The organism is Streptosporangium sp. NPDC004631 (assembly GCF_053601935.1).
Window position 1 is genome coordinate 105,519 of the sequence record NZ_JBSGCR010000001.1, and the last position, 18,145, is coordinate 123,663.

Consider the following 18,145-nt stretch of genomic DNA (forward strand, 5'->3'; position numbering starts at 1 on the left):
GTAACCACCCCCCGACCATCACGCCCCCCGTCTGCTGACCAGAGTGTGCGGCAGCACGAGGTAGTCCAGCTCGCAGGTGAGCAGGGTGCGCACCGCGTCCTGTGGAGTCTCCACGATCGGCTCGCCCTTGGTGTTGAGGCTGGTGTTCAGCACCATCGGTACTCCGGTACGGTCCTCGAAGGCGGCGATGAGGTGGTGGAACGCCGGGTTGTCCTGGCGGGACACGGTCTGGAGGCGGGCGGTGCCGTCCACGTGGTTGATCGCCGGCACCTGCGCCGGGCGCCGGACGGGGACCGCTCGGAGCATGAAGGGGCTGTCTCGCAGGCCGAACCATTCGGTGGCCCGCTCGTTGAGCACCGACGGGGCGAACGGGCGGAAGTGCTCGCGGAACTTCACCCGCGCGTTGAGCCGGTCCCGCATGGCCGGATCCCGGGGGTCGGCCAGAATGCTGCGGCGGCCCAGCGCGCGCGGGCCGACCTCGCTGGCGCCGTCCCACCATCCGACCACCGCGCCGCCGGCCAGCAGCTCAGCGGTCTTGCCGATGTAGCCGGGCACCGACTCGATCACCAGCCGGTCGGCGTGGGCGGCCAGGGCCCGTTCGACGGCCCGCTGGTCGTAGGTGCGGACCGAATACATCAGGCCGGCGTTGTCGTGGGGGAGGCGCGGGTTGCCGAGGACGTGGTGCCAGTACCACAGGGCGGCGCCGATCGCCGTGCCGTCGTCTCCGCAGGCCGGGTGGAAGTGGATGCGCTCGAAGTCCGATCCGGCGAAGGCGAGCTGCGTGGCGATCGCGTTGAGCACCGTGCCACCGGAGAGGCAGATGTCAAGGTTGATCCCGTTGCGGCCGCAGATCGGGGCGAGATCGGCGAACACGGCCGCCATCTGGCGTTCCAGGCCGAGCTGGATGTAGTAGGCCAGGGTGGCGTTGAGGGATCGGCCACCGGCCTGGACGTGGACGGGGGCGCGCTCGGCGAACCTGACGAGCTGTTCGAAGTCGACGAGGTTGTCGGGTGGCTCGACGTCCGCGGCGGGTCGGCCGTAGGGCGCCAGGCCCATGACCTTGCCGGCGCCGACGATGCTCGACCCGAAAAGCAGCTCGGAGACCGAGCAGTAGCCGATGTTGGCGTTGAACCACTTGTCGTAGTCGCGGCGGAGCGGGTAGAGCTTGTTGTCCCGCCCGAGAAACGCCCTGCACCCCGTGGGGTCGACGGCCAGCGCGACCGAGCTCTCGAACGGCGAGGTGAAGTAGGCCGTGGCCGCGTGGATCAGATGGTGTTCGGGGTTGACGGTGCACGGGATGCGGTGACCGTCGATGTTCACGACGGTGTTGCGCTGGTTGACCCAGAACTCGAACCACGACTCCTTCAGGTCGGAGCCGTGCAGGCGGACAATGTCCGGCGAGTCCATGTTGTGCAGGTTGCAGAGCATGACATGGTCGAGGTCGGCCAGTTCCAATCCCGCCTGGTCGAGCAGTTCGGCGAGGTCGGCGGCCCGCAGGCCGGGATGTTTCTTGACACGGGAGAAGCGTTCGGTGTTGACGTAGCCCCGGATCCGGCCCTCCGACAGCACCACCGCGGAGCCGTCGTGGTTGAAGTTGACGGACAGGATGTTGCGGACGCTTTCCGTACTCATCTCGGGCTCCCGCCTGGTCGTCCGCAGACGGCGGAGAGCTGGCCCGCCACCGCTCGCCACACCTCGTCCACGGGAAGGTCGGTCAGACATTTCGGATACGGCCCCTCCATGGACAGGTACGCCACGGGGCAGCCGTGCCCGCACCGCCGGGACGCGACGTCTTCGGCCGCGTGCAGCAGGTCCTGGCACGGATAGCGCAGTGACACCCCGCGGTGCCGGGGATAGACCCGCGTCCACAGGAACTCTGTTCCGGTCGGCCCGTAGACCACCACCGTCGGTGTGCGCAGCGCGGCGGCCAGGTGGGCGGGCGCCGAGTCGTTGCCGACCAGCAGATCGACACCGGCGAGGAGGGTGGCCGTCCGGTTGAGGGTCTCGCCCGCCGCGAGATGGACGCGTGTGCCCGGCCGCCGGCCGAGCACCTCCCGGCGCAACGACATCAGCTCCGGCTTCTCCTCGTCGGTGCCCAGCAGGTAGATGCTCGCACCGAGCTCGTCGGCCAGCCGGACGCACAGCGTGGCGTAGTGGGCCGGTGGCCAGCGCCGATTCCAGTGCCGCGCGCCACCGGGGTGCACCGCGACCCTGGGCGCCGGGGAGTCCAGCTCCGGTATCCGCTCCGGGCGCGTCGGCAGCGGGGGGACGACCTCGCCCGGCCGGAGGGTCGGCGCCGGCCCGATCGCGGCGGCCACCGCCCTGGCATAGTCGTAGAGGTCCGGCCGTCCCAGCAGGGGTGGTGGCAGCCGGATCGGGTGGGTGATCGCCGCGTCCGCCGGGCCGCCGGTTGCCAGGGCCACCCGGACCGGGATCCCCGCGGCACGGGCGTCCCGCGCGTCGAGGTCCCTGCTGTCCGGGTCGACCACGCACATCTGGAAGGCCCGGCCGGCCAGCGTCTGCCGGAACTCCCGCCACCGCCGGGGATCGGAGTCGCCGATGTCGGGGCAGCGCATCACATCGGTGGCGTAGCTGTGCGCGGTCAGCAGCTCGGAGAAGTGGTCGACCAGCCCTGTCCCGGCCACGAGGCTGACCTCGGCGCCCGGGTGGGCGCGACGCAGCAACGACAGCAGGATGTTCCGCTGCACGAGGTCACCCAGACCCGGGCCGCGCAGCCGCGCGAACACCGCGATCCGGTCGGCCGTCCCCGGGACGCCGGTCATGACACCCTCCTCTCCTCCGCCCGCGGCGGTGCTCTAGGCCGGCCGTTCCAGCCTGCCTCTGCCGGTCAGGGTCTCCAGGTCGAGGCGGACGACGCAGCGCACCGGCTCGAAGTCGAGCGTGAGGGTGCCGGCGAGGCGCACCTCGCCGTTGCCGGCGGCGAAGTCCGCGTCCGTCAGGTCGGTCGCGTCCGGGTCCAGCTGGACACCCAGTTCGGTTCCGCCGCGGGTCTCGGTGAACCGGACGAACACGTAGCCCTCGCCGATGGCCGCGCCCAGCGCCTCAACGGTGCGTTCCGGCCGCAGGCTCGCCTCCACCGGGTGCTCGGCGGCGCAGAGGCGATCGACCAGGGGCGGGGTCGGGTCCTCGGGCACCTCTTCCGGCTCGGCGCCGGAGGTGGCGGCCATGTGCTCGCGCAGGCTGCGCGGCCGCATGTCCGTCCACACCTCCTCGATGTAGGAGAGGCACTTCTCCTTGTCGCCGCTCTGGCCAACGGCTCTCCAGCCGGCGGGGATCTCCTGTTCGGTCGTCCAGATCGAGTACTGCTCCTCGTCGTTGATCACCACGTGGTAGGTGGGCTCGGGCGCGTGGGTCGTCTCAGTCACCGGTCATTCCTCCGAACGATTTCCCTGTCTGTGATTTCTCCGCCTGTGATCTCCCCGTCCCCGCCGGCCCCGGTCCTGATGACCTCCGTGGTCAGCGGGGCCGCCGGGTCGGTGACGGCCCGTTCGACGGCGGCGTCGAGCCCGGGGAGCAGGCCGGAGGTCGCGGGCCGATCGGGCTGGAGCCCGCTGTGGTCGAACACGATCACCTTGTCCTCGCCCAGCTCGCCGACGCTCAGGTCGAGGTTGGTGCCGTCCCATCCGTCGGCACGCGCGGCGTTGCCGGCGCCGAGCAGGTCGGCCTCCCGGAACAGCTCGATGGAGACCCCGAGTTCGGCCAGTGAGCGTTCACCTCGGGTGAGCGAGCTGCTCGGCGCGTTGCGGCAGAAATGGACGGCCGTGTCCCATCGCGCGGCGACCCGGGGCGGCACCGCCACGCCGAGCTCGACGGCGAGGTCGACCACATCGTGATAGGGGAGGTAGTGCACGACCGCGTCGAGAAAGCCGGTCTGGGTGCGCAGCATCACGTCGCGGAACGAGGGATCGCGCAGGCCGGCCAGGTCCACGCCGAATACGAGACGATCCGTCAGCGGGCCGATCACCGGCCCCAGCTCAAGGTGGTCGCGCAGGTCGAGCTCGGTGCTGAGGTGCGGCCTGTCGCCCCGCGCGCCGTGGGCGTGAAGCCACCAGGCGGTCAGCGCCGCCAGGGCGAGCGATCCGTTGCCTCCCACGGGACCGCCGAGTTCGGTGAGGGCGTGCCAGCGAGCCCCGGAGATCCGCAGTCGTGAGGTCCGGCTCTCCCGAGCCGGCGCCTCGGCGGCCGGGTGGTCGCGCAGCGGAGGCAGCCGGCGAGACCACCAGCGGCGCCGCGCCGCGACCACGTTCTCCCTGTCGAGCGGGTGGAAGTCCACCACCTCGGCGAAGTCGCGGTACCGGGCGGCCCGGAACCGGCCGAAGTAGGCCTGCCACACCGCGCCCAGCACCATGTAGAGGGAGCGGGCGTCGAGCAGCAACCGGTGGGCGACGACGCCCAGCACCACGTCGTGGCCGGTCAGCCGCACCAGGTGGAAGCGGACCAGCGGGCCGCGCTCGGGGTCCGTGTGGCGGCCCCGGTCGGCCCGCAGCAGCGCGACGCAGCGGGCGTGTGGCTCGTCATCGCCGCGCAGGTCGGTCCGGATCAGTGCCGCGCCGTCGCCGTCCGCCCGAAGCCACAGCCCGGCGTCGTCCTCCACGAAGGTGGTGCGCAGCAGGGGAACGGCGTCGGCCACGTCGGTGACCGCCCGCGCCAGCCGGTCGTCGTCGACCGTCCCGCTGCCGAGGAGGCCGCGGGCGGCGAAGGCGGCCGAGGGCGGGGCGTCCCGCAACCACGGCCACTGGCCGCGCTGGAGGAACGAGGCCCTGCGCGGGCCGCGCCGCTGGGGGGTTCCCGTCATGACGGCTCCTCCCCGGCCCGCACGTCGTCCCAGCACACCGATCCGGCCATGCCGACCAGCACCCGGCGCGGCCCGGAGAACGGCTCCCGGCCGTGCGCCGCCAGAAGGTTGTCCACGAGCAGTACGTCGCCCTCCTGCCAGGGGACGGCGGCCTGCTCGGCCCGGTAGGCGTCGCGAAGGTGCCTCAGTACGGCCGGCTCGATCGGCCGGCCGTCGCCGTAGTAGGTGTTGTTCGGCAGGTCCTCCTCGGCGAACTGGCGGAGCAGGGCGTCCCGCACCTCCGGTGGCAGGCTCGTGACGTGGAAGAAGACGGCGTGGTTGAACCAGACCCGCTCCCCGGTCACCGGGTGCTCGGCGAGCGCGGGCCGCACCTGGCTGGTCCGCAGCCCTCCGCCGGGCTTCCACTCCAGGTCGATCCCCCGTTCCCGGCAGTAGGCGGCCACGCCGTCCCGGCTGCCGGTCTGGAACACCTCGGGCCAGGGCAGGCCCACGCCGTCGCCGTAGTTGCGTACGTAGCGCACTCCGTGCCGGGCGAAGGCGCGCACCACCCCGGGATCGAGACGTGCCAGGATCCGCCGCGTGTCCGCCACCGTGGTCGCGCCGCCGCGCCCGGGCGCGGTCAGGCAGCAGAACACCAGGGTGGCCACGCAGTCGCGCTGGTAGGAGTTCTCGTTGTGCAGCGCGATGGGCTGGTCGGCCGGGTGATCGGTGGCGGTGTAGATGCGATCGCCCACCTCGGTGCGGGGTGACGAGCGCTCCATGTAGGCCTGGGGTTCGCCCGCGAGCGCGCGCACGACGGCGCCGAGGTCCTCCCGCGTCACGCCGAAGCCGCGGAAGAGCAGTGCCCCGTACCGAGACAGCCAGCCGCGTACGCGGTCTTGATACGCGTCCGCCCACTCTGCGAGGTCGACGCCGTCATGAGCGGGCCGCAGCAGGAGGGGGAGCCGCAGCCCGGGGGGCGTACCGTCGGGACGGACCCGGTCCGCGGTGACCGGCGCGACGGCGTGTCGCTGATGGGGGACCGGTCCCCGGCGCGGGTTCACCGCTCCTCCCCGGGGTGACCGCCGAGCAGCGCGTGCAGGAGGCGGTCGCCGGCGCCGAGCCGCAGGACATCGCGGAGCGGGGCGGTCTCCATCGTCCCGACCGGGCACAGCCCCAGCCCCTGTTCGGCGGCGATCTCCATCAGCAGCTGTGTCACCGCGCCCGCCTCGAACATCGCGAAGTCCGCGGCGAGGTCGCCGTAGAGCGGGGTGATCGCGTCCATCCGCGCGACCAGGTAGAGCGAGAAGGCCGACTCCCGGAAGCTCCGCCGGTTGATCTCGGCGTGGGCGGTGACGTCGACCAGAGCGCCTGGCGCGACGGGTACCAGGAGGTTGCGCTCCGGGTGGTGGTAGTAGCTGCCGGCCGGCAGTTCCCGGACCCGGCCCGGCTCGGCGACCAGGTAGACCTGGAGAGGGTACGCGCCGCCGGCCGAGGGGTATCGGCGTTTGGGCTCCCCGCCGTGCCGGATCTGCCGCACCGCGCCGAGGAGTTCGGCGACCGCGGCGAAGTCCACCGGGCGCGTCCCGAAGCTGCGGTGCGTGCGACGGGCGACGAGGCGGTCGGCTCCGGCTCCCGCCAGGGCGATGCCCTCCGTCTCGTCGAACTCGTGCCGGATCCCGTGCGCGGCGTCCTTGAACGCCTGCCGCTCCAGGAGGCCGCCGAGCGGCCGGGGGCTCACCGGGGCCGGCGCGGGCTCCCGCGGCCGGTCCGCCGGTGCCGCGGCCGGAGCGGCCGACGCGGGCTCCGACTCGCCGAGATGCTTGCCGACCAGCACCCCGATCGACGGGAAGCGCAGCAGTTCCTCGACGTCCACGGTGACGCCCAGTTCCTCCTCGACGGCCGTGGCCAGCCGGACGAGCTCGATGGAGGTGGCGCCGACGTCAAGCAGGCTCATGTTCGGCTCGATGTCGCCGACGCCCAGTACCCGGCGTGCGATCCGCGTCACCTGCTCGATGAGCTCGCCGCCGCCGGCGGTGGTGGTGGGCGCCTCGGCCACCACGTCGTCCCCGGCGCCCTGCCGGGGGGCCTCCGCCAGCGCGCGCCGGTCCACCCTGCCGTCCGGGGTGAGGGGGAACTCGGTCACGACATCGACGCGCCCGGGCAGCAGATAGGGCGACACCTTGCGGCGGAGGTGGTCCAGCAGATGGGAGCCGTCGATCCGTTCTCCCGGCGCGAGCCGGACGTAGGCCAGCGACTCCGAACCGCCGGCGGCGGTGGGCACCACGACCGCGTCCCGCACCGCCTCGTGTCCGGCCAGGGCCACCTCGGTGTCGTGCATGTTCAACGCGCGGCCGTGGACCGTCACCTGGGCCGTCTCGTCGCCGACGACCTCGACAACGCCGTCGGGGAGCAACCGGCCGAACTGTCCGGTGCGCAGCAGCGGTTCCCCGGTCTCGGGGTGCCCTGTCCGCTCATCCGCCTCCGGGCCGGAGCAGGGTTCGGCGACCACGCCGCCGAAGTACAGCCGTCCGGTCACCCAGACGGGGCACTGGGTCATCGACTCCGACAGCACGAAGATCCGCTGGTTCGGCAGCGGCCTCCCGATCGGCACCGAACGCCACTCGTCGCGCGGGTCGTCGAGCTCGGCGCAGGTCGCCCACAGTCCGGGGACCGTGGCGGCGCCGAGGGAGGCCACCACGAGATGGGGGTCGGCCCGCCTCCGGAGGCGGCGGACCAGGTCCGGGGGGAGGCGCTCTCCGCCGACCAGGACCAGCCGGAGCCGGTGGGGGAGTCGCTCGTCGAGGGTCTCCAGGTGGTCGACGAGCATGCCGAGCAGGGTGGGCGGGGAATGCCAGACACTGATCTGCTCGCGCCGGAGCGACTCCGCCCACGCCGAGGGGCTGCGGGCGTCGAGATCCTGGCCGAACACGAGGGTCGCGCGGGCGAGAAGGGCGCCGAAGACCTCGTACAGGCCAAGCCCCGACTCCGGTGGCGACAGCGCGAGCATGCGGTCCTCGGGCCCCACGTGGAACCGCCGGTTCAGCTCGGTGGCCATCGTCGCGATCGCCCGGTGGCTCACCGGGACCGCGGGCCGCCGGTCGTCCCTTCCCGGAAGGAGGCATGCCGCCGCCTCGGGCGGGCGGTGGACGGCCTTTCGCGCCGGGCCCGGTTCGAGCTCGTCCACGGCGACGGTGGTGACCGTGTCCGGCCAGGTCATCCGTTCGGCGAGCCAGGACTGGGTGAGAACGGCGCTCGCCCCGGAGTGGGCGACCCGCTGCCGGCGGGCGACTTGACCGAGCGCGGGCGCGACCGGGAGGTGGACGCCGCCGGCCCGCAGCACGCCGAGCACCGCGACGACCTGCTCCCAGCCGGGTTCGATCGAGCACGCCACGCGGTCGCCGGGGGCGACGTCCAGCGCGTGCAGCCGGGCCGCGACCGCGTCCGCGCGGGCGATCAGCTCGGCGTGGCCGAGGGTGCGGCGGGGGGCGATGACAGCCGGTGCCTCCGGCCCCGCACCGGCGGCCGCCACCAGCTCGTCGAGCGTGCCGGCCGGGATCGGTGCCCGCCGGTCGTTGATCTCGCGCAGCAGCTCCTGCTGGTCCGCAGGGAGCAGCGACGCCGTGGGCCTGGCCGTCATCAAGGCTGACCACCTTCCGTCTGTCTGGCCTCCGCCACGAGGGCGGCGAGCGTGTGCCCGAAGGCACCGAACATGGCCTGGACCAGGCCCGGGGGGAACGCCGCCGGTACGTGGTCCCACGTGCACACCAGCCGGTTGGCCGCCTCGCCGACCTGGTGGTCCAGCAGCACCTGAGGGGTCTGGCTGATCGCGAAGACCGGCCGGGCGCGCCAGTGGGCGGGTGGTGCGGGCGGCGACACGCCGTCGGGCAGCAGGGTGCTGGTGAAGACGACCGGCATCAGCGCGTCACCGCGCCGGTCCGGATCGCGGCGCAGCGCCCGCAGCACCTCGACGCCGCTGACGGTCCTGTGTTCCAGGTCCCGCCAGATCTGCGCCTGTATCCGGCGGGCCAGTTCCGGGACGGACGGCGCCGCCGAGTCCACGGCCAGCAACGTCGTGGCGGTGAAGTCGCCGACGAGGGCGTGAACCTGCGGATGCAGCGGGAGGCGGTTGAACGTCGTGAGGTTGAGGGTGAACCGCGGCGAGCTGCTCCAGGCGCCGAGCACGTGGGCGAAGGCGGCGCAGACGACGGCCGACGGGGTGAGGCCGGTGGTGGCCGCCCAGGTCCGCAGTGCCGACCAGTCGGCTGGTTCCAGCTCGGTCACCAGCCGCTCGAACCGGGGCTGGACCAGTTCCTCCGGGCGCGCGGTGAGGGGCAGCGCCGGGGCGGGCGGCAGCTCCGGCAGCCGGCGCTCCCAGTACCGGTGGGCCCTCCGGTGCGCGGGGCCGCCGCGGAACTCCACCATCGCGAGCAGGTAGTCGCGGAACGAGCAGGTCAGCTCGGGCAGGTCCGCGGCGGGGTCGTGGTAGAGGGTCAGCAGCTCGCCGGTGAGGACACGCGTGCTGTGGGCGTCGGCGATCAGCAGATCCAGGCTCAGGTGGAGGCGGGTGCGCGCCTCGTCGATCCGGTGGGTGCGCAGTTCGAACAGCGGCCACCGCCCGGCGTCGCGCACCTCGTGGGACATCTCGTCGCGGACCGCGGCGAGCCGGTCGAGCGCCTGCTCCGGACGCGTCCCGCGCAGGTCCTCGTGGGCCACCCGGTAGGGCGGCACCTCGGGGAGCACCTGCTGGTAGCCGTCCGCGCGGACGATCGTGCGCAACGCCTCGTGCCGATCGACGAGCCGGCGTACCGCGAGTTCCAGCCGCGCCGGGTCCAGGTCGTCGACGTCGAGTTCGAGGTAGCTGTGGGTGGCCACCCCGCCCAGTCCGGTGGCGGTCCACCTGCCGAGCCAGTAGGCCTGCTGGATGTCGGTGAGCGGGAAGGGCTCGTGACGCCGGTCCGGGTCCGGGCGCAGGACCGGTAGCCCGTCCGGGTCGGCGTGCGGGGTGTCCTCGGCCTCCGCGACGGCTTCGGCCAGTGCGACGGCGGTCGGCGCGTTGAGCAGCCGGGCCAGCGGGATCCGGACGCCCTTGGACTGCTGGACGAGGGTGAGCAGCCGGATGGCCTGCAGTGAGGTGCCGCCCAGCGCGAAGAAACCGTCGTCCGGTCCGACCTCCTCGACGTCCAGCACCTCGCGCCACAGCGCCGCCATCTCGGTCACCAGCGAGCGCAGCCGGCCGGTGTCCCGGACACGCGGTTCCGCCCGCGTCCGGTGCCGCCCGGCGTGGCGGCGGAGTTCCTCCCGGTCGACCTTTCCGTTGCCGGTCAGTGGAAGCCTGTCGACGAGGTGCAGCGTCGAGGGCACGAGGTAGCCCGGCAGCAGCTCGGTGAGCCGCCGTCGCAGCGCGGCCGGGTCGAGCCGCTCCCCGGGTTCGGCCGCCACGTAGCCCACCAGCCGCTTCTCGCCGCGTGGGTCGCCGTCGGCCACGACGGCGGCGGAGCGTACGGCGGGGAGCCGTTCCAGGGTCGCCTCGATCTCACCGATCTCCACCCGGAACCCGCTGATCTTGACCTGGTTGTCCTCCCTGCCGAGGAACTCCAGCGTGCCGTCGGGCAGGTAGCGGGCGACGTCTCCGGTGCGGTAGAGGCGCTCCCCTGTCCGGGGATGGGTCAGGAAGCTCTGTGCGGTCCGTGCGGGGTCACGCCAGTAGCCGAGGGCGACGCCGGCGCCGCCGATGTACAGCTCGCCCGCGACCCAGTCCGGCCGCGGGGCCAGGGCGTGGTCCAGGACGTGCATGGTCTGGTTGTCCATGGGCACGCCGTAGGGGATGCTGCGCCAGTCCGGGCCGACCTCGCCGACCCGGTACCAGACCGACCAGATCGAGCCCTCGGTGGCGCCGCCGAGGCTGGTCACGCAGGCGTCGGCGGCGAGCCGCCGGATCCGGTCCGGCAACGCGACCGGGATCCAGTCGCCGCTGAGAAGGACCACGCGCAGGGTGCGGAGTGCCCGGGGCGCCAGCGCCTCGGCGTACCCCGCGAGGACCTCGGCCAGCGCGGGAACCGAGTTCCACACGGTGATCCGCTCGCGCGCGACGAGCTCCGCCCAGTGCGCGGGCTCACGGTGGCGGAAGTGGCTCGGCAGCACGACGGTCCCACCGGCCGCGAGCACGCCGAACAGGTCGTAGACGGCCAGGTCGAAGCTGAGTGAGGACACCGCGAGCACCCGGTCGCGCGGGCCGATGCCGAAGTGGCGGTTGACGCAGTCGACCGTGTTCGCCGCGCCGCGGTGGTCGATCATCACGCCCTTCGGCTCCCCCGTGGAGCCGGAGGTGAAGATGACGTAGGCGAGGTCGTCGAGCCCCTGGACGGACCCCAGTGGCTCGTCGGCGGCGTCGACGGCGTTCTCGTCGTCGACGGCCAGCGATCGCACGCCGTCCGGGAGCGGCAGCTCACCGACGGCCAGGTGGGTGAGCACGATGCGCGCCTCGGCGCGCCGGATGAGGTGGGTGAGCCGGGCCGCGGGCAGGTCCGGGTCAACCGGAACGAACGCCGCTCCGGACTCCAGGACGCCGAGCGCGGCCACCACCTGCTGCCACCCCTTGCGCCCGGCGACGGCGACGAGCTCGCCGGGCCCGGCGCCGAGTCCGCGGAGCGTGCGTGCGATCCGGTGGGACCGCGCGGCCAGTTCGCGGTAGGTCATGCGGAGTTCGCCGTCGACGACGGCGACCTGTTCCGGGAGACGGTCGGCCGCCGCGAACACGGCGTCGTGGAGGCAGCGGTCCGGTGGCGGGGCCGCGGTGGCGTTGACCGCGGCGCGCCGGTCCCGCTGGGGTGCCGGCAGCGGGGTCCGGGGGGGCCGCCGCCAGGCGCCGGCCTCCGTGGCGAGTTGTGACAGCAGACGCCGGTAGGCGTCGAACATGCCGTCCAGGACACCGGGGGCGAACAGCTCGTCGACCGCGTCCCAGTTGAACACCAGCTCGCCCCGCTCCTCGCCGACCTGGTGGTCCAGGTGGACCTGCGGCGTCTGGGTGATGCCGTAGGCGGGCTCGCCGAGCGTCCACGCCCCGGCCCCGGCGGGTTCGTCGCCGCCGGCGAGCGGCAGGTCGGATGTGAACACCACGGGTGTGACCAGCCGGGGGCGTCCGCCGTGTCGTGCCGTCCACTCCCGCATCACGGTGACGCCGCTGACCGCCGACCTGTCGAGGTCGGCCCACAACCGTTGCTGCAGGGCGCGGGCGCGGTCGACGAAGCCGCCGGGGCCGGTGTGGTCGACCTCAAGCAGGGTCAGCGAGGTGAAGTCGCCGACGATCTCCCCGACCCGGGGGTGCGCCGGCTCCCGGTGGAACACCGTGAGCATCAACGAGTAACGCGGGCGCCGGCTCCAGGTCGTCAGCGTCTCGGCGAAGGCCGCCAGCAGCAGCCCGGAGGGGGTGAGGCCGGCCGACGCGGCGCGGGTCTTCAGCGCCGCCCACTCCGGTGCGCCGACCCGGCCGGACCGCCGCTCGAACCGGGGTTTACCCAGGGTCTCCGGGGCCCTCGCCAGCGGCAGGTCCGGGCCGGCGGGAAGTTCGGCCACCCGTTTCCGCCAGTAGTCCAGCGCGGCGGCGTATTCGGCGGACTTCCGGCGCCCCCGCTCGGCGAGCACGTAGTCGCGGAAGCTCACCTCCAGCGGTGGCGGCTCACGGCCGGGCTCCCGGTAGCGGGCCCCCAGTTCGGCCATGACAAGCCCGAAGCTGTAGGCGTCGCAGATCAGAGCGTCGACGCTGACCTGGACGCGCGCGCCTCCGTCGCGGAGCAACGCCACACGGACCTCGAACAGCGGCCACCTGTCGGCCGGCAGCACCTGATGCGACATCTCCTCCCGCACCGCAGTCAGGCGCCGCCGCTCGGCCGCCTCCGACACGTGGCGCAGGTCCTGGACGGCGACCTGGTACGGCGGAACGGTCGCGAGCACCTGCTGACGGCCGTCGGAGCGCACCACCGCACGCAACATCGGGTGGCGGGCGATCACCCCGCGCAGGGCGGCCTGGAACCGGCCGACGTCCAGGTCGGCGACGGACAGCTCCAGATAGGCGTGGGTGGAGACCTCGCCGAGGTCGAGGCTGTCGTCCCGCCCGACGTAGTAGGCCTGTTGCACATCGGTCAGGGGGAACGGCTCGGTGAGCGCCTCGGGTGCGGGCACGATCCGGAGCGGGCGCGGGAGACGGCCCAGGTCTCGTTCCCGTCCCTCGATCCGGGCGGCCAGGGCGGCCACGGTGGGGGCGGCGAACAGGTCGCGCAGCCCGATGTCGACGCCGCACCTCTCCCGTAGTCGCGCCGCCACCCGGGCCGCCAGTACGGAATGCCCGCCGAGGACGAAGAAGTCGTCGTGGGGGCCGGGCCGCGGCCGCCCCGGGAGCAGCTCGGCGAACACCTCCGCCACCGCGGCCTCCAGGCGGGTGCGGGGCGGGGCGGCCCGCCGGGCTTCGACGGCGGCGGCCGGGGTGGCGGGGTCCGGCAGTGCCGGCCGGTCGATTTTGCCACTCGGGGTCAACGGCAGGGCGGGGACCTCGGTGAACAGGCCGGGCACCATGTGGTCCGGGAGCCGCCGGCGCAGGAGGTCGCGTAGCGCGACGGGGTCGAGCGGGCCGTCCGCCACCACGTATGCGGCGAGCGCCGTCGACCCGGTGGCGTCGGGACGTGCCGTGACCGCGGCCGCGCGGACGCCGGGATGGCTCAGCAGCGCCCGTTCCACCTCTTCCGGCTCCACGCGGTGGCCGCGGACCTGGACCTGCCCGTCAAGGCGGCCGAGGTGGTCGAGCTGACCGTCGGAACGCCGGCGTGCGGCGTCTCCCGTTCGGAACGTCCGGGCCCCGGGCGGCCCGTCCGGGGCGGGCAGGAACACCGCGGCGGTGTCGGCCGGACGCCGGTGGTATCCGCGTGCCAGGCACTCCCCGCCCACGTACAGCTCGCCGCGCGCGAGTGGGGGCAGCGCACGGAGCACGGGGTCTCGCACCTGCGCGGTCACGCCGCCGATCGATCGTCCGATCGGCACCCGGGAGCCCGGTGAGCCGGCGGGAACCTCGGCGGCGGTCGCGTCGGCGGAGGCCTCGGAGGAGCCGTAGAGGTTCAGCAGGGTCCGGCCGGGCAGCCGGTCGTGGAGGCGCCGGGCCAGGCCGGCGGTGAGGGTCTCACCGCTGAGGATCCAGAACCGCAGCGCCGGCAGCCGGTCGCCGAGGTCCGGTATCTCGTCCAGCAGCATGCCGGCCAGTGAGGGTACGCCGACCAGTCTTGTGACCCGGTGCCTCGCGAGCAGGCCGACCAACCGGGCCGGGTCGGCGGCCTCGTCGGGAGAGAGCACGAGCAGCGGCACGCCGGCGGCCAGCGGGCCGAACGTCTCCCACACCGAGTCGACGAAGCCGAGGGCGGTGCGTGCCGCGCAGACCTCGCCGGGCTGGAACGGGTGGGTTCGCTCCAGCCAGCGCACCCGGTTGACCGCCCCCCGGTGGAGACCGAGCACGCCCTTGGGCCTTCCGGTGGAGCCCGAGGTGTGCAGCAGGTACGCGAGGCCGTCGGCGCGGATCGGCAGGCGAAGGTCGGTGGTGGCCTCGGCGCCCAGATCGCCGGCCTGGCCGTCCAGGCACAGCACAGGTCCCCGGTATCCGGGGCAGCGGCCTCGCAGCGCCGTCATGGTGACGAGGCAGGCCGGGGCGGCGTCGTCGAGGATCTCCGACAGCCGCACGGCGGGGTGGCCGGGGTCGAGTGGCACGTAGGCGGCGCCGGCTTTGAGCACGCCGAGCATCGCGGTCACCGAGTCCGGGGAGCGGGGCAGGAGCAGGGCCACCCGGTCCTCCGGGCGCACCCCCATCGCGCGCAGCCGGCGGGCGAGTTGGTTGGCGTGCGCGTTGAGCCGCCGACAGGTGATCTGCCGGCCGGCCGCGAGGACCGCCACCGCGTCCGGTGCGCGCGCGGCGCGCTCCTCGAACAACCCGTGCAGGCGGGCGCCGTCTTCGACCGCCGTCTCACGGTGTGGCGCGGGCGTCACGGGGAGGAGCCGGGCGCAGGGCAGGCCGGGGGCGTCGGCGACGCGTTCCAGCGCGGCGCGCAGGTGATCGGCGAGGAGCCGCACCGTGGCGGGGGTGAAGAGGTCGAGGTCGTACTGGAACGCGACCTGCAGGCCGTGCGGTTCCTGCCGTACCTCGACCGTCAGGTCGAACTGCGTGCCGCCGAGGTCCACGTCCTCGACCTCGGCGGTGAGCCCTGTCAGGTCGAGCCCCGGCGGAGCCTGGTGCGCCACGCACACCAGGCGGATCGGTGGTTCGGCGTCGGTGCGGCCGTTCGTCCGCAGCAGCTGGATCAGCCGCTCGTACGGCAGTTCCTGGTGGGCCTGCGCGGCGAGCACGCGCTCTCGCACGTGGCGCCAGAGTTCCCGGAAGCCGGACCGGTCGTCCACCGCGAACCGGAGCATCACCACGTTGACGAAATAACCGATCAGCCTCTCCAGCTCCGGGCGGTTCCGGCCCGCGACGAGGGTGCCGACGACGAGGTCGCGCTGACCGGTCACGGTTCGCAGCACCGCCACGAGGGCGGCCAGCACCAGCATGAACAACGAGCCGCCCTCGCGCCGGCGCAGCTCGGACAGCCGCCGGGTGACCGAGGGGGACAGGACGAAGCCGTGGTTCGCGCCCTCGCCGCGGGGTTCGGCCCGCCGCGGCAGGTCGGCGGGGAGGTCGAGGTGGGGCAGGTCGTGGACCTGGTCGTTCCAGAACGCCGTCAGGGCGTCCAGTTCCTCTCCCCGCAGCCGCCGGCGTTGCCAGGCCGCGTAGTCGCGGTACTGGACACCGAGGACGGGCAGGGTGGTGGGCCCGCCGTGGAGGAGGTCGCGGTAGAGGGCGGAGAGCTCCTCGATCAGGATGCCGTTGGACCAGCCGTCGGTGGCGATGTGGTGGAGGACGAGCAACACCAGGTGGTCGCGCGGTGCGAGCCGGAAGACGGTAACCCGCAGCACCGGGGGGGCCGACAGGTCGAACGGCCTGCGGGACTCCTGCCGCAGCAGAGCCTTGGCGGTCTCCTCCGGCCTGGCCGACGCGCTCAGGTCCACAAGCCGGAACGGCGGATCGGCCCGCGGGTGCACGGTGGTCGTGATGTCGTCGCCGTCCCACCGGAAGCCGGTGCGCAGCACCTCGTGTCGTTGGACCACTTGGCGCAGCGCGGCACGCAGGGCGGTGACGTTGAGCGGACCGCGCAGCCGGACGGCGGTCGCGTAGTTGCAGGCCGACGGCGCCAGTCCGTGCAGGACCCACATCCGCTGCTGCCCGTACGACAGCGGGGCCGGCTCGCCGGGATCGAGGCGGCGCACCCCGCCGCGGGAGCCGGCTCGGCGGCGGAGTGTCTCCTCGAACAACGCCCGGCGATCCGCGGGCAACGCCGCGACCCTGCGGGCGAGCTCGTCGGACCCGTGCTGCGTCCCGGTCACGTCTCCCCTTCCCGCCGGCTTCCCGCCAGCCCGAACTCCTCGGCCAGCACGGCGACCGTGCCGACGAGCTGTACCAGGCGCTCCCCCGCCGCCCGCTGGTGCGACGGCCGTACGGCGAGCCGCTGGACCAACCGGGTGATCGCCTCCGGCCGGAAGAACGGGTTGTCCCGCATGGCCGATCCGCCGGCCAGCTCCCGCACCACGGCGAGCATCCGGTTGTCGCTCACCACCGGCGGCGCGAAGAACCCGCGTTTGCGCCCGGCGCTCACCTCGGGCGGCAGCCGGTCGGCCATCGCGGCACGCAGGGGGTACTTCGTCGCGCCGTCATGGGTATAGCGACGCAGCGGGGTACGTCGGGCCACGGCGAACAGGTGGTGATCGAGGAACGGCAGCCTCGCCTCGACGGCCTGGGCGGCGTCGAGGCGCTCGGCGGCCAGGATGTAGTTGGGCAGCCAGCTCTTGGCGAAGAGGTAGGTGGACTGGTGGAGCGGTGCCCGGCCGGTGAGCCGGTCGCCGGCCGCGCCGAGCAGCGGGGTACAGGCGTCGGTGGCCGCCAGTTCCTCGGCGAACTCCGGCCGGAGGAGGGGCACGACCGGTGATGTCACCGACAGATACCGGTCGAGCACCCAGCTCGGCACGAAACCCAGCTCGTCCAGCAGGGTTCGCAGGTGGGCGGGTGCTCCGGCCTCGGCGAGCCTGCGGTAGCCGCGCCGGGTCTCGGCGAGCAGCTCCGGGGACAGGCCGAGCGCCAGGTCCTTCTGGAACTGCGGGTATCCGGCGAACAGCTCGTCGCCGCCCTCCCCGCCCAGCACGACCTTGAAGCCGTGTCCCCGGATCGCCCGGCTGTGCAGGTAGCGGGCGATGCCGTGCGCGTTCTCCTGGACGGTCTCCCCCGCCCGGACGGTTTTCCGTATGTGCCGGCCGAAGTCCGCGCGGCGGGAGTCGATCTTGTGGTGGTGGATGCCCAGGTGGCGGGCGGTGCGACCGGCCACCCCGCTCTCGTCGAAGGCGGGGTCGTCGAACCGGACGGTGAAGGCGGTGACCGTGCCGTACCGGGCGGCGGTGGCGACCACGCTGGTCGAGTCCAGGCCGCCGCTGAGGTGGTAGGCGACCGGCGCGTCGGCGATCATCCGGACCCGCACCGCGTCCTCGACGGCGGCGCGGATCTCGTCCACGTGGTCGTCCCAGCGCCCGTCCCCGCTCTCCAGTTCGGCCGCCGGCGGGTAGTCGAGGTCCCAGTATCGGTGCACGGTGACGCCGTCCGGTCCCGCGACGAGGTAGCTGCCGGGGGGCAGCTGGAAGATGCCGGCGAAGAGCGTGCGGTCGGTGGGCAGCGCGACCTGGAGGTGCGCGGCGAACGCCGCCGTGTCCCAGCGCGCGGGCACCCCGCAGGCCAGCAGCGCCTTGATCTCCGAGGCCAGCAGGAGCCGGCCCTCGTGCCGGGTGTAGTACAGGGGCTTGACGCCGAAGCGGTCACGGGCGGCGAACAGCTCCCCCGACCGCTCGTCCCAGATGACGAAGGCGAACTCGCCGCGGAGCCGCTCCAGGGCCCGGGGGCCTTGCCCGCGGTAGAGGTGCAACGCGATCTCGCTGTCGCTCTGTGTCCGGAACCGGTGCCCGGCGTCGGCGAGTTCCCGCCGGATCTCCCGGAAGCCGTAGAACTCGCCGTTGGCGACCAGGTGGCGGCGCCCCTCCTCGTCGGCGATCGGCTGGCCGCCGGTGCGCGGGTCGATCACCGCGAGCCTGGTGTGTCCCAGCACGGCGCGCCCGGTCGGCGAACACCAGACACCGGTTCCGTCCGGGCCTCGGGCCAGAAGGGCCGTCATGCCCTTCTCGGCGTCCGCCTCGGCGAGGCCGCCGTGCGGCGAGTGGATCGCAACGATGCCGCACACGACG

At 73.6% G+C, this 18,145-nt stretch carries 8 protein-coding genes; all 8 read right to left on the reverse strand.

All coding sequences use genetic code 11. The annotated features are described in order from the left end of the window. Positions 1 to 18: 18 nt before the first annotated feature. Genes ACWEF2_RS00470 through asnB form a run of 8 tightly spaced genes read right to left on the reverse strand, consistent with a single transcriptional unit; the run spans position 19 to position 18,141 of the window. On the reverse strand, positions 19 to 1,632 hold the full coding sequence (locus ACWEF2_RS00470; RefSeq protein ID WP_453810846.1) for a carbamoyltransferase C-terminal domain-containing protein: 1,614 nt from the start codon (positions 1,630 to 1,632) through the stop codon (positions 19 to 21). Beyond that, positions 1,629 to 2,783 (reverse strand): glycosyltransferase family 9 protein, encoded by a 1,155-nt coding sequence (locus tag ACWEF2_RS00475; RefSeq protein ID WP_453810847.1) that lies wholly within the window; start codon positions 2,781 to 2,783, stop codon positions 1,629 to 1,631. Before ACWEF2_RS00475 ends, ACWEF2_RS00470 begins: the two co-directional genes overlap by 4 nt. Before the next feature lie 33 nt (positions 2,784 to 2,816). Continuing rightward, positions 2,817 to 3,386, reverse strand: a complete 570-nt coding sequence (locus tag ACWEF2_RS00480; RefSeq protein WP_453810848.1) for an MbtH family protein — start codon at positions 3,384 to 3,386, stop codon at positions 2,817 to 2,819. Then, entirely contained in the window at positions 3,383 to 4,816 is a 1,434-nt protein-coding gene (locus tag ACWEF2_RS00485) for a condensation domain-containing protein (RefSeq protein ID WP_453810849.1), read from the reverse strand. The genes ACWEF2_RS00480 and ACWEF2_RS00485 overlap by 4 nt, the downstream gene beginning before the upstream one ends. Then, positions 4,813 to 5,859: a TauD/TfdA family dioxygenase gene (locus tag ACWEF2_RS00490; protein WP_453810850.1), complete on the reverse strand. Its 1,047-nt coding sequence runs from the start codon at positions 5,857 to 5,859 to the stop codon at positions 4,813 to 4,815. Before ACWEF2_RS00490 ends, ACWEF2_RS00485 begins: the two co-directional genes overlap by 4 nt. Continuing rightward, entirely contained in the window at positions 5,856 to 8,435 is a 2,580-nt protein-coding gene (locus ACWEF2_RS00495) for an AMP-binding protein (protein ID WP_453810851.1), read from the reverse strand. Before ACWEF2_RS00495 ends, ACWEF2_RS00490 begins: the two co-directional genes overlap by 4 nt. Beyond that, positions 8,435 to 16,249 (reverse strand): amino acid adenylation domain-containing protein, encoded by a 7,815-nt coding sequence (locus tag ACWEF2_RS00500; protein WP_453810852.1) that lies wholly within the window; start codon positions 16,247 to 16,249, stop codon positions 8,435 to 8,437. The genes ACWEF2_RS00495 and ACWEF2_RS00500 overlap by 1 nt, the downstream gene beginning before the upstream one ends. Beyond that, positions 16,246 to 18,141, reverse strand: coding sequence for an asparagine synthase (glutamine-hydrolyzing) (gene asnB, locus ACWEF2_RS00505; protein ID WP_453810853.1), 1,896 nt, complete (start codon positions 18,139 to 18,141; stop codon positions 16,246 to 16,248). The genes ACWEF2_RS00500 and asnB overlap by 4 nt, the downstream gene beginning before the upstream one ends. Positions 18,142 to 18,145 lie beyond the last annotated feature (4 nt).